Here is a 13,310-nt window from a genome sequence, read left to right on the forward strand (position 1 = left end):
TTGTATGGGTGGGGCACAACAAGCAGTAACGGGTCAAGAATGGTATGTACTCCGTGGGGAAATGAAATACGGTCCCTACGAGTATAAATCCTTGATCACGATGATCCAAACCGGAGAGCTGTACGATTATAACTTCGTATGGGCTCCGCACTTGGAAAACTGGACTCTGGTGGGAGAACTTCAGGAATTTTCCAAAGACCGCCTTTGCCGCTTGATCGAAACGAAAGATCACTTGGCAGGCGCTTTTACTGAGCGTAAGCATCCACGTGTTGATCTCGTGGTCCCAGTCTACGCTCACAATGATCACAGTTTTTTTGATGGCGAAACTCAATCTGTCAGTGAAAACGGAGCACTCGTTCTTTTGAACGATCCCCTTCTTCTTCCTGAACAGAAGGTTCTCATCCATTTTCGCGAAAGCGAAAAAAATCCAGTATCTTTTAATGTCCTAGCAGAGATTGTTCGTAAGAATTTTTCAAAGCAAAGACTCAACGTAAAATCAGGTTTGCATTATGCAGTTCGTTTCCTCCAAGTGCAAGACCATGGAAAAAATCAGCTAACTAAATGGTCACGCGGTGGCGTTGCCAAGGGGGAAACATTATGATGGCATTTATCAAATTTATGAATGAGTCCGGCGTTGTCGGTTGGGTTATCCTACTGACAGGTGTCGGTTCTTTGGTTCTAGTCGCTGAACGCGCAAAAATGCTCTATAAAGAGTATGGTATGAACTCTGATGAGTTCATGGGTAAAATCCAAAACCTCGTTTTGGCTAAAAAACTTGATGAAGCTTTACTTCTTTGTGCACAACTAGAGAAAAAACCTCTTGCTGCTGCATTTAAAACTATTTTGGAAAAAGCAGATCGCGATGACGATACTATTTTCCAAGCACATGATATCGCAATGTCAGAAAACGTTCCTTTGTACACAAAACGTTTGCACTATCTTTCGATGCTTGCCAACGTTGCGACTCTTTTGGGTCTTTTGGGTACAATCCACGGTCTGATCCTTTCGTTCCAAGCGGTTGCATCTGCGGACCCTGCTCAAAAGCAAGCTCTTTTGGCGTCTGGTATCTCCGTATCGATGTATACAACAGCGTTGGGTCTTGCGGTTGCGATTCCTGCGATGGTGTTCTTCTCTTTCTTGACTTCACGCCAAAACTCTTTGCTTGAAGATCTCCAAGAGAAAACAACTAAATTGACAGAGCTTTTAACTAGCGCTCACATCCCGAACCTTTCACGCGCGACTGTTTTCCCGGATCAGCCTTCTGCTCCGAAAGCAACTCCTCCTCCTACAAAAGCTTCTTAAGAAGCTTTTGTCTGCGGTGGGCGTAATTAAAATTTAGCAAACGGGATGATTTATGAGACGAGCTAAAAAGATTCATATTGATCACAACAGTGAGTTCGAACTCGACTTGGCACCGCTTCTTGCCGTGATGGTAAAGCTGGTTCCGGTACTCCTTGTCTCTTCTGCATTCGTGCAAATGATGGTCATCGAGTCAGAGTTGCCTCAGGTTGTTAGCGAAGCGATTCAACGTGAAGAACAAAAAGAGAAACCAACGACGGTTGCTCTTGAGCTTACTGCCAAAGACGGCATCCAAATTATAGTAACGGAAAAAGGGAAGGAAAACGTTGACACTGTGCCTTTGAAAAACGGCGCATTCGACTACCCCGTCCTTCACCAAAAACTGATTGCTATTAAAAAAGCACATCCTGAAGTTTTCAAACTTGAGTTGAATCCAGACGGAAAAGTTCCGTACGACGAAGTTGTGAAAGTGATGGATGAAGTTCGTCAATCCCGCGACAACAGCATTAAATTCCCAGTGTTTGATACGAAACAAGGCAAGAACGTGGAAACAAACTATATGTTTCCAGAGATTGTCTTCACTAACATGATGGAGGGCTAACACTATGTCACGCCGTCAAAGATACAGCCTTCCAAAGAAAAAGAGCTCGACATTTACTCTGAACATCACGTCTATGACGGACATGTTCACGATCATGCTCGTGTTCCTTCTACAAACTTATTCGACGTCTGAGGTTCAGATCATTCCGGAAAACGGTCTTCGTCTTCCGCAATCAGCAACGACGACGAATCCAACTGAAGCTGTGAAACTATCTTTGAGTGCGACAGCGCTTAAGATGGATCAAACCAAACTTGCTGACGTGAAGGACACAGACTTCCTTCCGCAAGATTTGGAGTCTTCAGACACTAACTTTATTAAACCTCTCTTTGCGGAACTGGATAAACTTGCAAAAGATCCAGCAGCAAAACAACACATCAAAGACGGCAAAATCTTGCTTCAAGCAGATCGCTCTCTTCCTTACTCAACTTTGAGAAAGGTGATGTATACGGCTTCCATGGCGGGCTTCCCGCAAATGAAGCTAGTGACTTTGGTCGGAGAATAATATGACACGCGCAGTGGTTCTTCTAATAGCTTTCCATCTTGTATCCATCGCAGCCTTCGCAATAGATAAAAACACGAAAGGTCTATTGCCTGAAGTTCGCATCCAAGAAAATGCCGAAGACGAAAATGATAAAAAGGCTTTCAGTAGTGAGATGATGATCACTCGCTCTGAAAACAAAGCTATCGAATCACTGCAAGGTGTTATCAAAAAACAAAAAGGTTCAAAAAACGAGGCAGATCTTTGGTATCGCCTTGCTGAAATGTACATGCGCCGTTCTAAATCCGGCCGTTTCTTTGAAATGCACCAAAACACGCCTTTGATGAAACTCTCTCCATTCCCAGTACCAAACGAAAAAGGTTCTGAGGCCGTCAAACGCGCGATTAAAATCTATACTAAAATTGAAATCGACTTTCCACAGTACAAAGACATGGATGCGGTCCTTTTCAATAATGCCTTCGCCAACCAACAAGTGGGCCAATACAAAGCTTCTATGGGCCACTACGAAAAGCTCCTTGCAAAGTTCCCTAAATCTTCTTTGATCCCCGACGGAACTTTGGCACTGGGTGAATTGCAATACGATCAAAAGCAATTCTCTGCGGCTCTTGAAAATTTCAATAAATTAAATAAATATCCGAACAGCCGTGTTTACTCTTACGGGATGTACAAAGCTGCTTGGACACTTTACAACCTTCACGAAAACGACCTTGCAACGAAAAAGCTTGTTGAAGTTGTTAAAGCCAATCCCCCACTCCGTGATGGTGAGGTTCCAACAAACCGCCACAATCTACGTCGTGAAGCTATGCGTGACTTGACGATTTTCGTGGGTGAATCTTATCCAGCGAACAAACTCTATTCTTTCTTTGAAGACCTTGCGACCGAAGAAGAATTGGGACAAGCGATCTCAGATCTCGCGAAACTTTATGCTTCTCATAGCCGTCAAAAAGAGATGAACGTATTCTTGGGTGAATACATCAATAAACGCTCAACAGGTCCTGACGTTGTAGAATCCCACTTGGCCCTTGTTGAAGCCAATGAAGACTTGAAAAAACGTGACGCAGTTATTGAACATCTGACTTACGCCAGTGAGCTTTGTAAAAAAGATTCTCCATGGAGATCGATGCAAAAAATCGAAGTGGTCGAGGAATCTTGTAATGATAATTTCCGCAAAGTCACTCTCGATATGGCTAAAAAATGGTGGGAGATTTGGCTTAAGAATAAGAAAAACGTCGAGTTCTCTGAGCTGACGCAAAATCTATTCAAGTTGATCATGGATAACGAAGACCCAGCAAAACCAGATCTAAAAACTCGTTATGCCTATGGTGAGCTTCTTTTCCAATTGGAAAAATTCGACGAAGCCAGCGCTCAATACAAAATGGTCGGCGACAAAACAACTGACACCACTATGAAACATGACGCAGACTACGCTGCCCTTTTCTCGAAAGAAAAAGCAATCGAGAAATTGAAAGAAAAAGATCCTGCTAAAGAAGCAGAACGTAAAGCTTTGGCTGCGAACTACATGACAAAACATCCAAAAGGAAAATATGTCACTGGCGTAACTTTCAAGTTGGGTCACATAGCCTATGAAGAAGCTAATTACGCAGAAGCAGAGAAAATCTTAAGACCTTTGACGACTTCCAAAGATGCCGACATCCGCAGAAAATCCGAGGACCTTGTCCTTGATATGCTCAATATCAAAAAGGACTACGCAGGTATTCAAGCCTTTTCAAAACAAATCGTATCTGGGACTTCAGATGCAGAACGTAAGAAAAGCATGAACAAAATCCAAGAAGAAGCTCACTTTACGCAAGTGCAAGAAGCAGCTAAATCTGGAGAGAAAAGTGCAGCTGTCACAAAACTTTTGGCATTCGCAAAAGAACACGAAGGCTCGAAATTGGCCCAAGACGCTCTTTGGCAAGCACTCAGTATTCAATATGCTGACGGTAAAGTATTTGATGCTGCGGAACTCAGCTCAAAATACGTGGCAAAATATCCAGATGACAAACGTAATTTGGATGCGATGAAAGAAGCAGCGAAAGCTTACGCTGATGTTGGCCAAATTTCAAAATCAGCTGAGACTTTATTGAAAATTGCGGATCTCGATAAGAAAAACCGCAACACACATTTGGAACTTGCCGCTGATATCTATGTTCTGGAGAAAAAATTAAAAGAAGCTCGCGCCGCTTACAACGGAATCTTAGCTCAAGCAGACAATAAAACTCTTGAGCGTATCTATGGTAAGTTGATTGACTCTTATAAAAACGAACCGCGCTCTGGTGAGCTTGAGAAATTGCAAAACCAAATCTTGGCAAAAGGTCTGGAGCCATACTCAACGCAAATCATGATTGATCGTGCAAATGCACTTTTCAATTCTGGTAAAACGACAGCAGCATTTGACCTGGCTATGAAAGCCAACGGTCGTAGCGCACCTCCAGAGGTCCGCGCTGAGGCTCGCCTTCTCCAAGCTAAAGTCTTGGAAAAAGAGTTGGTACAACAAAGCGTGAAAGCAAGTGAGTCCAAATTCGCAGTTGTCCTTGGTATTAAAACCGAGAAACTCGACAAAGCTCATACTGCATACTTCTCGACTTTGAAAATGAGCAAAGATCCTTATCAGCAACTTGAAGCTATGCGCGGTATCGACCGCTGCTACGGCAACTACATCGAGAGCTTAACAAGCATGCCGTTGCCTGCTTCACTAAGCCCAGCGGATAAAGAAACTCTTCGTGCGGAACTAGCTAAATTGACAGCTCCAATCCAAGAGAAGAAAAACGAAAACGAAGCCAAATTGAAAGTTCTAGCAGCGTCTAAAGGCCAGACGGCAACAGCAGAGAGATCTTACGCGAGCATTCGCCCAGATCAATCTTTGCCAGCTATCGCCCGCTACCCTGCTCCAGAGCAAATGACAGTGTTCTTACCTGCGACAGCTGATATGACAATCGGAAGCGTGTCTCGTTTTGATACGAAAGCAGGAGCTAAGTTCTCATGCAATAGATCCGCAATCATGACTGGTGCTATCGCAAATTTGAACACTTTCGAACTTGCAGCAAATTGTCATTCTTCTAAACAGTACGAGATGGTAGAGCGTCTTGGTTTAGAGCTGGCGAAGAATAAAGAAACTCGCGCACTCGGTCTTTTTTATGCAAGTTTGGGTGCAGAAGGTAAAGGTTTTGCCGATAAGTCCCTTTGGATGATCGAAGCAAGTTTAAAACTTCAACCTGAAGCGGCTCCATTCGTGTACCAAAAAGCACGTCTGACTTACAAAGCAGATGGCTTGACTGCGGCGATGCCGTTTTTCGAAAAAGTTTTAGACATGCAACTGCCTTCTCTTGAGATGAAGGTTTTCTCTGGAGTGAAATCATTCTCAGAGGGAGATTTTACGAACGCAGTTGAAAAATTCTCTGCGCTCAATAAAGAACAGTTGTATACTTTGAATGTGGGACCTGTGATGAGTGAAGCTTACGCCCAAAAAGGCGAAACCGACAAAGCTCTTGCGATGGCGAAAGATCTGTTGCAGTTCAAAAGAGACAATGTCGATATGTTGTTACAACAAGCACACTTGTTCGAGACCTACAAATCCAGCCCGACTGCCGCTTTAGACTCTTATGAAAGAGCTTTTAAAGCTGCTAGTGGTCAGGCGGAGCTTCGTGAGTGGTTAGGGAAAAAGATACAGTTTATTAAAAATCAAAACAAAGTCGGTCAGCACGTAATCTCGGGAGACTTGTAGTATGGAGGGTACAAGTGAAATCTTTCATCCAAACGATGATCGTTTTCATACTCTTGGGAACAACTGCGACTGCCTTTGCCAAACAAAGAACAGTCCGTAAAGTCCAAGAAGTCAATTTCGGTGAGATGAACCTTAAGGGTACGATTCGTAATCCTGACGGCGCCTATCTTGTGCAAAAGCGAGGCATTAAATTTATGCCTCTCTATGATGTGCAGAAAGATATGGATGGTCGTATTCGCGAATCGGCATTGTACCTAAATTAATATATTACGAGGTGTTTCATGCTCACGTTGATGGTACGTCAGTCCCTTAAAAATGGGACTGTAAAAACATGGAAATTGCGTTCAAACAAAACTAATTACACATTCGGCTCTTCGCGCCTGGCGGACATGATTTCCATTTCTGCAGACACCAAGGGTCTTCAAGGTATGTTCGAGTTCCGCGACAATAAGTGGTGGTACGTTAACCTTGATATGAATAAATCAGCTGAGCTCTCTGGCTCCCCTGCTATTGCATTGGACAAGGATCAAACGATTGACCTTGGCGATTGCACACTTGCACTCAGTCCAGTGCTAAAACAAGCAGACCTCTTTCTCCGTCTTGAAAAAGCCGGCCAAGAAGCCAGATCAACAGATAAGAAGTTCCAACTCTTTATGGTGCGCCAAGCAGGTAAAGTTGTTGAAACAAAACTTCTTCCTCTGAATAAAAAATTCAAGCCGACAATGGCTTTGACTCCTGTGTGGGTCACTCCGGTGCAAACGACAGAGTGGAAAACACAAATGGTGGGAGAATTGGAAGTCAGCCAAAGAACTATTTCTTTGGAAGACGCTTCAAAACTTGGCCACATGTCAATGGATCAGGTGATCGACAAAGATTCTAAGAAAGGCGTTTACGCTCTTCTTGGAGTGGCATTGTTGATGGTGACTGTGAGCATCTTCTCTCCTAAGAAAGAAGTTGTAGCAGAAGCCGTTCCACCAAAACCAGTGCAAAAAATCGTAGTTAAAACTGAATTGAAACCTAAAAAGAAACGTCAGTCAGCTCCAGCTCCTGCACCACAGCAGCAAGTTGTTCAACAGAAGCCACAATCGGCTCCTGCTGTTCCGAACCAAGCGAAAGTTGACAAGGCTCCTCCAGCTCCCAACAAAGTGGCTGGTATGTTGAAATCTTTGAACGGTGGACGTATTTCTCAGTTGCTCGGAAAAGTTTCTGCGCAAGCTGCGAAAAGCGGTAACATCGTCGTAGCAAACGGTATCAAAGCAGGCTCAGGCCCTTCAGGTCGTGGTCTTGCGGCTGTTGGTAACATCGAACGCTCTGGTCGTGACTGGGGTAACGAAGGTACTGGCGGCACAGTTGTGATCGGTACTGCGGGTCGTGGCGGTGGTAAGAGTGCTTCAGGTATGGGCGGTCTTGCTGCTGGCGGAACAGGTTCTGGCGGTGTTGGTTTGATCGAAGAAGAGAGTGAGATCACTGGCGGGTTGGACCGCGATATCATCGCTCAATATATCAAATCACAATTGGGTCAGATCCTTTACTGTTACGAACGTCAACTCAGCTCAAACGCTGGCTTGTACGGTAAAGTAGCGGTGAAATTCACGATCGGTCCATCTGGTAAAGTTGAACAACAATTGATTGGTAATACTACACTGAAAAACGCAACCGTCGAAGGATGTATATTGAATAAGGTTGCAGCATGGAAGTTCCCTGCCCCACAAGGCGGAACTCGAGTGCTTGTGACGTATCCATTTTTATTCAAGAGTACAAACTAGGACGGGGGTTCTATCATGTTGAAGAAGGCAATTTTAGTGATCATCTTGGCAGCGACAGCATCGCAAGCTATGGCGCAACAAGCGAGCGACAAGCCAGCAGCTGCACCATCTGATTCACGTGGAAGCGATAAACTAGATATTAAAAAACTTGAACAAAAATATTGGGCGGCTAAAGACGACGATTTTAGCGTTGTTCAAAACCGTCGCTATACTAAAGCAGAAAGATTTTTCTTTTCTGCAGTTGGTGGTACTCCTATCAATGACCCGTTCGCGAAAGGTACAATCTTCGGGGCGCAAGTCGGTTATTTCTTCAATGAACGCTGGGGCGTTGACGTTGCCTATAACAAGGGTAATTTTGAAGATGGTGACAGTACTCACAAGTTTAAAACAAGCTTGGGTGGTACTTCTCCAGACTATAACTTCTTTGAGTCTTCAATCCTTGCATCAGTAACGTTCGTTCCGCTTTATGCGAAAATGAGCTTCATGGATAAACACATTATCTACTTCGATATGGGTTTCTCTTTGGGTGCGGGTACTTTGGATTACTCTATCCAACGTGACACGGGTTCTGAGGCAAAAAATACTTTCGCTTATAAAGTAGGCGTCACTCAGCAAATTTTCTTCGCTGAGCACTTTGCCTTACGTTTAGATTTCAATAACACATGGGCCGAAGAAGACCGCAAACCATACACTGCTGCGAACCCAGCACAGCTTGGTTCATCAACAGTGAACGATACTTCGCTATTAATCGGATTTACTTACTGGCACTAGGGATAGTTCCGGGGGGAACATATGAAGAAGACGATCAGCCTACTTGTGACATTGCCATTGATTTATAACGTGGCAACTGCGGATTCGGGTTTGAATGTTAAAAAGACAGCTCGTCCGGCAGCTCAGAATATGCGTGTAAAAACCAGCCAAGTTCCAACTTACGAACTTTACAACAAGAAAGTCGTAAATGGAAAAGTGGAAGTATCCAAAGTTAAAAACATTCCTCGCCTGGATATCGGCGAGGAACGTCAAGTCAACGCAACGGCTGTCAGTCCTTTGCGTCTCCCCGCTTCTCGTGACGTACAAGTTCGCCAAGTGCAGCGTCGTCCGTCACCAGAGTTGATCACAGCAAGCATCGCAGCCCGTTACAATGTAACACCAGTTGCAAATGCGAAAGTTGTGACGAATTCAGAAGCATTTAACAAAATTCCAGACGTGAAAGTTTTGAGTCCGATTGCAGACCCTGCAACGACGGAACCTCATGTGTCTTTGGTTAAAATCGACGAGATGAAGCCAAACGACTACAAACTTTTACAAGCTTTGATCTTCCTTGATATGCAAAAAAACTATGAGCTGGCGATGGCTCTTTTTGCAGAGTTGATGGACGACAAAGAACACCGTTTGGAAGCACTTTATCAATACGCGATGACAGCAAAAGCATTGGGCTTAAGCTCTGAATATCGCGAATACATGATGAAAGTGGTTCAAGAAACTAAAAACAAAGATTGGCAACAAAAAGCAACTGAAGCTTTGATCAGCAGCGTAGCTGATATCAAAAACTCAGATGTAGCTTTGATTGACCCTCTTGTGACTAAATACGATCTCGACGTAACTAAAAACGAAGAGTATCAATTGACTCGTGCGAAGTACTACTCTGAAAAGGGTAACTTGGGTATGGTTGAAGACGCTTTGATTTATATTCCAGAGACGTCTCCCCGTTATCCAGATGCTTTGATCTTGAGTGCTCTTTTCAACTATCGTCAAGGTAAAGTAGACGAAGCCGTTTACACTCTTGAGAACTTGATGAAGTTGACCGAGTCGAATAAGACATCACAAATTCGTGCTATTGGTGCTTTGACATTGGCTCGTATCCAATTCCAAAAAAGCCAATATAAAGAAGCTTTCCAATCTTACTTAAAGGTTGATAAGTCCAACCCACTTTGGTTGCAAGCGATGGTTGAAAGCGCTTGGACTCAAATCTTGAGTGAGGACTATGAAGGTGCTGCAGGGAACATGTTCTCTCTTCACACGGACTTCTTTAAAAATGCGTTCGCTCCAGAATCTTACGTTGTCAGAACTGTTGGCTACTTAAATCTGTGCCAATACGGTGACGGCGCTCAGATCTTGCAAGAGATGAACAAACGCTACTCTCCATGGAAAAAGAAATTGGAAGAGTATGCAGCGACTCACAAATCAACGACAGCTTACTACGACACCGTAAAAGGCTGGTTGAAAAACTCGGACCTCAAAGAAGTTGACGGTTTGCCACGTTCATTCATCGTGGAACTAGCTCGTCACCCTGCTTATATGAATTTGCAAAAGCAAATCAATAGCTATGAGGACGAGATTACTCGCTTCAACAAAATTGCTTTGACGCTTATTAAAATGGAGCGCGAACTGACTGCAAAACAAGCTTCCGCAAATAAAGATTTTGCGGATGCAAAAAAAGGCGGTTCGAATATCGAAAAAGCAGAACGCAAGCTGATGAGTTACCGTATTCAATACCATATTGCTAAGAAAGCACGTGCATCGATTAAAAATCTTCGCACAGCTGGTTTAGCTCGTATTGAAAAAGAAAAAACAGGCATGCGTGAAACAGCTTCTAAAGCATTGCAAGGTCGCTTCGGTGACATGCTTGCCGCTTTGGATCGCGTCCTCGACCAGAACGAAGTCCTGAAGTATGAATTGTACTCAGGCGCTGGTGAGCACATCCGCTATCAAATGGCTGGTGGTGAAGTAAACGAAAAAGAACGTCCTGAATTAAAAGTTGAACAAGAGAAAAGTTTGAACTGGAAATTCAAAGGCGAAATCTGGGAAGATGAAGTAGGTCACTACCGCTCATCACTCAAAAACGTATGTGCACAAGAATCAAACGTAGCTGGAATGGCTGATCAATAAGGAAGGATGACTTTATGAAATTTTCAAACTTTGCAACGACAGTAACTTTAGGACTTCTTATCTCCTTCTCTGCTCATGCTCAGCATACGGCAAAAGAAGGACTTGAGAGAATCAAGACAAACCTTGATAACTCGAAAGCAAACTTGTCCGAGTATGAAAAGAACTTGAAAACCGTTGAGGGCAACCTTGCGGAAGTCAACAAAGCCAAAGCTCAGGTTGAAGGCCAACAAAAACAATTGCGCCAACAAATGGAAGAAAACAACCAGGCTATGGGTAAAGTGGGCGGACAGGAAAAAGAACTTAATAACTTGATCAACGATGAGAAAAACAAAATGGCTCAAGAGAATCAAAAAATTCAAGAGCTTGAAGTGATCATCGCGAAGATCAAAGAGAATCAGAAAAAACGCGAAGCGAATATCGCGGACTACCAACTTCAACTCAATCAATTGGGTGAAGAGAAGAAAATTTGGGGCTCTCGCGCTCAAACTCTCAGAGAGCAAAACGAACAAGTAGGTCAAAAAATGCGTGGTCTAGCTTCCGAAGAGACAGAGTGGAAGGGTAAACAAAAAGGTTACCAAGGTGAGGTCAAACGTTGGTCTTCTGAAGTTGAAAGACAGAAAAAGATCAGCGATTCTTATAACTCACTTGCCGAAGTAAAATAATAATCCAAAGGTCCTAGTATCCAAAGATTTAAAACCCCTCTGAGTCCTCTCAGAGGGGTTTTTTCGTTTTTCCTCTCATATTCCAACTCGACCTTCGTGGCATTTATTAAATCCAAGATAAAAAACTAGCCTTAATATCTCATCGGGCATCCCGAAGATTGTTCTGGATTTTTATTAGTAGGCTAATGATCAACTTAACAAGACAAAAGGATTCCCATGAACTCTCCATCTTCCTGGTTCCGAGGAATTAAAGGTAAACTGCTATTCGCGGCCGCAATGCCCATAGTAGGGTTTGCAATCGTTTACACCATCTCTCACTCTAACCTAGGCAGTCTGGCTGCCCTTCTTAAAAGTGCTAACACCGATGTCATTCCAAGCATCCAAGGCCTGGGGGAAATGCGCCAAGCCCGCAACAAATTCGGTTACTATGTATGGGCTGCTATCGCCAGTCAGGAACATCCTGACAAAAAAGCAGAGCGTGTGAAGATCGCGAAAGACGCAGCTGATGAAATGAAAAAGGCCATGGAGTTTTACGAGTCCTTCCCGTTCACTCCCGAAGCCGAGGCCGCATATGCTCCGGCTTTGAAAGTCAAAGACGAGTATCTCGGCACACTTTACAAAGTCGTTTCTCTTATCGAAGAGGGAAAACCTGAAAGCTATAAGGAAGCACAAAACATTATGGAAGGCCGAATTGTCGAGCTTGCAGCGGTCATGCACAAAATGACCGGCGACTCGATGAAGTACTACAATGATCGTGCGGCAAACGAAAGTAAAATGGCAGTTGAGTCAGTTAATAATGCTAATTTCATGACATTGGCAGTGACGCTGATCTCTTGTATTTCGATTTTCTCTGTCTTGCTATGGATTGCTTCTCGTATAGCAAGCAGTGTTGGATCCATTGCTTCCCGTCTTTCCGAAGCTGGTGGCCAAGTTGCTGCTTCCGTTGAACAACTCAACGAAGCCGGCAACAGCTTGTCCCAATCTTCCACTGAAGCAGCGGCTTCTCTTGAAGAAACAGTTGCAGCTCTTGAAGAAATGACATCCATGGTACAAATGAATTCCGATAACGCAAAACAAGCCGCAGCTCTTTCGGCTTCTTCCAAGGAAGCGGCTGAGACTGGTGAGCGCGAAATTCATTCTTTGATTGAATCCATGAATCAAATTTCACAATCATCGAAAAAAATCGAAGAGATCATTTCCGTGATCGACGACATCGCTTTCCAAACAAACTTGTTGGCCTTGAATGCCGCCGTTGAAGCTGCTCGCGCTGGAGAACAAGGGAAAGGTTTCGCCGTGGTTGCTGAGGCCGTACGCGCTCTGGCACAAAGAAGTGCCTCTGCCGCGAAAGACATCACAAGCTTGATTAAAGATTCAGTTGCGCAAATCGATACAGGAAGCCAAATCGCAGATCAAAGTGGAACTGTCCTAGCGAACATCGTAAACTCCGTCAAAAAAGTTTCAGATCTGAATAATGAAATTGCAGCTGCAAGTTCAGAGCAAACAACTGGAATTCAACAAATCAGCAAAGCCATGAATCAACTTGATCAAGCATCGCAATCGAATGCGGCCTCTGCGGAAGAAATCGCCGCAACCAGTGGTGAGATCAACAACCTCGCAGCTACGAATCAAAGTCTGACAGTCGAACTTAACAACGTCGTTCTTGGCACAACAACTTCGGACACTCCACCTGTCCCTACCGTTGCGGCAAAAGCTCATAAAAAAGCCAAACCAGCGGGAAAACCTGGCAATGTGATTGCTATGCGCCGCCCAGTGGAAATGGAAAAAACCAAGACTTCGATCGAGACCATTCTGTTCGACGACGATGAAAGAGCGAAAGTCGGCAACACTCAAGGTTTTTAGTCGACAAATT

General features: G+C 44.0%; 11 protein-coding genes. All 11 read left to right on the plus strand.

Annotated features, from left to right (window positions below):
* Positions 1–4: 4 nt before the first annotated feature.
* The 11 genes from ACLWOR_RS14555 to ACLWOR_RS14605 all read left to right on the plus strand — a co-directional run bounded on the left by ACLWOR_RS14555 (position 5) and on the right by ACLWOR_RS14605 (position 13,300).
* Positions 5–601 (plus strand): PilZ domain-containing protein, encoded by a 597-nt coding sequence (locus ACLWOR_RS14555; RefSeq protein WP_413941497.1) that lies wholly within the window; start codon positions 5–7, stop codon positions 599–601.
* On the plus strand, positions 598–1,302 hold the full coding sequence (locus ACLWOR_RS14560) for a MotA/TolQ/ExbB proton channel family protein (RefSeq protein ID WP_413941498.1): 705 nt from the start codon (positions 598–600) through the stop codon (positions 1,300–1,302). Before ACLWOR_RS14555 ends, ACLWOR_RS14560 begins: the two co-directional genes overlap by 4 nt.
* Positions 1,303–1,354: 52 nt before the next feature.
* Complete coding sequence (locus ACLWOR_RS14565; RefSeq protein WP_413941499.1) at positions 1,355–1,900, plus strand: ExbD/TolR family protein; 546 nt, start codon at positions 1,355–1,357, stop codon at positions 1,898–1,900.
* Between the two features lie 4 nt (positions 1,901–1,904).
* Positions 1,905–2,402, plus strand: coding sequence for an ExbD/TolR family protein (locus tag ACLWOR_RS14570; RefSeq protein WP_413941500.1), 498 nt, complete (start codon positions 1,905–1,907; stop codon positions 2,400–2,402).
* 1 nt (position 2,403) lies between these two features.
* On the plus strand, positions 2,404–6,123 hold the full coding sequence (locus tag ACLWOR_RS14575) for a tetratricopeptide repeat protein (RefSeq protein ID WP_413941501.1): 3,720 nt from the start codon (positions 2,404–2,406) through the stop codon (positions 6,121–6,123).
* A gap of 14 nt (positions 6,124–6,137) precedes the next feature.
* Entirely contained in the window at positions 6,138–6,386 is a 249-nt protein-coding gene (locus ACLWOR_RS14580; RefSeq protein WP_413941502.1) for a hypothetical protein, read from the plus strand.
* Positions 6,387–6,404: 18 nt separating this feature from the next.
* Positions 6,405–7,889 (plus strand): AgmX/PglI C-terminal domain-containing protein, encoded by a 1,485-nt coding sequence (locus ACLWOR_RS14585; RefSeq protein WP_413941504.1) that lies wholly within the window; start codon positions 6,405–6,407, stop codon positions 7,887–7,889.
* Positions 7,890–7,904: 15 nt separating this feature from the next.
* Entirely contained in the window at positions 7,905–8,660 is a 756-nt protein-coding gene (locus ACLWOR_RS14590; RefSeq protein WP_413941505.1) for an outer membrane beta-barrel domain-containing protein, read from the plus strand.
* Positions 8,661–8,681: 21 nt separating this feature from the next.
* Complete coding sequence (locus ACLWOR_RS14595; protein WP_413941506.1) at positions 8,682–10,778, plus strand: tetratricopeptide repeat protein; 2,097 nt, start codon at positions 8,682–8,684, stop codon at positions 10,776–10,778.
* 14 nt (positions 10,779–10,792) lie between these two features.
* On the plus strand, positions 10,793–11,440 hold the full coding sequence (locus tag ACLWOR_RS14600) for a hypothetical protein (protein ID WP_413941507.1): 648 nt from the start codon (positions 10,793–10,795) through the stop codon (positions 11,438–11,440).
* Positions 11,441–11,656: 216 nt separating this feature from the next.
* Positions 11,657–13,300 carry a methyl-accepting chemotaxis protein gene (locus tag ACLWOR_RS14605; RefSeq protein WP_413941508.1) on the plus strand — a complete coding sequence of 548 codons (1,644 nt, stop codon included), beginning with the start codon at positions 11,657–11,659 and terminating at the stop codon, positions 13,298–13,300.
* Positions 13,301–13,310: the final 10 nt, after the last annotated feature.

The sequence above is a fragment of the Bdellovibrio sp. HCB2-146 genome, from assembly GCF_047345725.1.
In the GTDB taxonomy this organism is placed as follows: Bacteria; Bdellovibrionota; Bdellovibrionia; order Bdellovibrionales; family Bdellovibrionaceae; genus Bdellovibrio.

Excerpts from the sequence above, each read along its gene's own strand:
- ACLWOR_RS14575 (WP_413941501.1), top strand. The coding sequence starts at position 2,404 with ATGACACGCGCAGTGGTTCTTCTAATAGCTTTCCATCTTGTATCCATC.
- ACLWOR_RS14605 (WP_413941508.1), top strand. The coding sequence starts at position 11,657 with ATGAACTCTCCATCTTCCTGGTTCCGAGGAATTAAAGGTAAACTGCTA.
- ACLWOR_RS14595 (WP_413941506.1), top strand. The coding sequence starts at position 8,682 with ATGAAGAAGACGATCAGCCTACTTGTGACATTGCCATTGATTTATAAC.
- ACLWOR_RS14570 (WP_413941500.1), top strand. The coding sequence starts at position 1,905 with ATGTCACGCCGTCAAAGATACAGCCTTCCAAAGAAAAAGAGCTCGACA.
- ACLWOR_RS14555 (WP_413941497.1), top strand. The coding sequence starts at position 5 with ATGGGTGGGGCACAACAAGCAGTAACGGGTCAAGAATGGTATGTACTC.
- ACLWOR_RS14600 (WP_413941507.1), top strand. The coding sequence starts at position 10,793 with ATGAAATTTTCAAACTTTGCAACGACAGTAACTTTAGGACTTCTTATC.
- ACLWOR_RS14560 (WP_413941498.1), top strand. The coding sequence starts at position 598 with ATGATGGCATTTATCAAATTTATGAATGAGTCCGGCGTTGTCGGTTGG.
- ACLWOR_RS14585 (WP_413941504.1), top strand. The coding sequence starts at position 6,405 with ATGCTCACGTTGATGGTACGTCAGTCCCTTAAAAATGGGACTGTAAAA.
- ACLWOR_RS14590 (WP_413941505.1), top strand. The coding sequence starts at position 7,905 with ATGTTGAAGAAGGCAATTTTAGTGATCATCTTGGCAGCGACAGCATCG.
- ACLWOR_RS14565 (WP_413941499.1), top strand. The coding sequence starts at position 1,355 with ATGAGACGAGCTAAAAAGATTCATATTGATCACAACAGTGAGTTCGAA.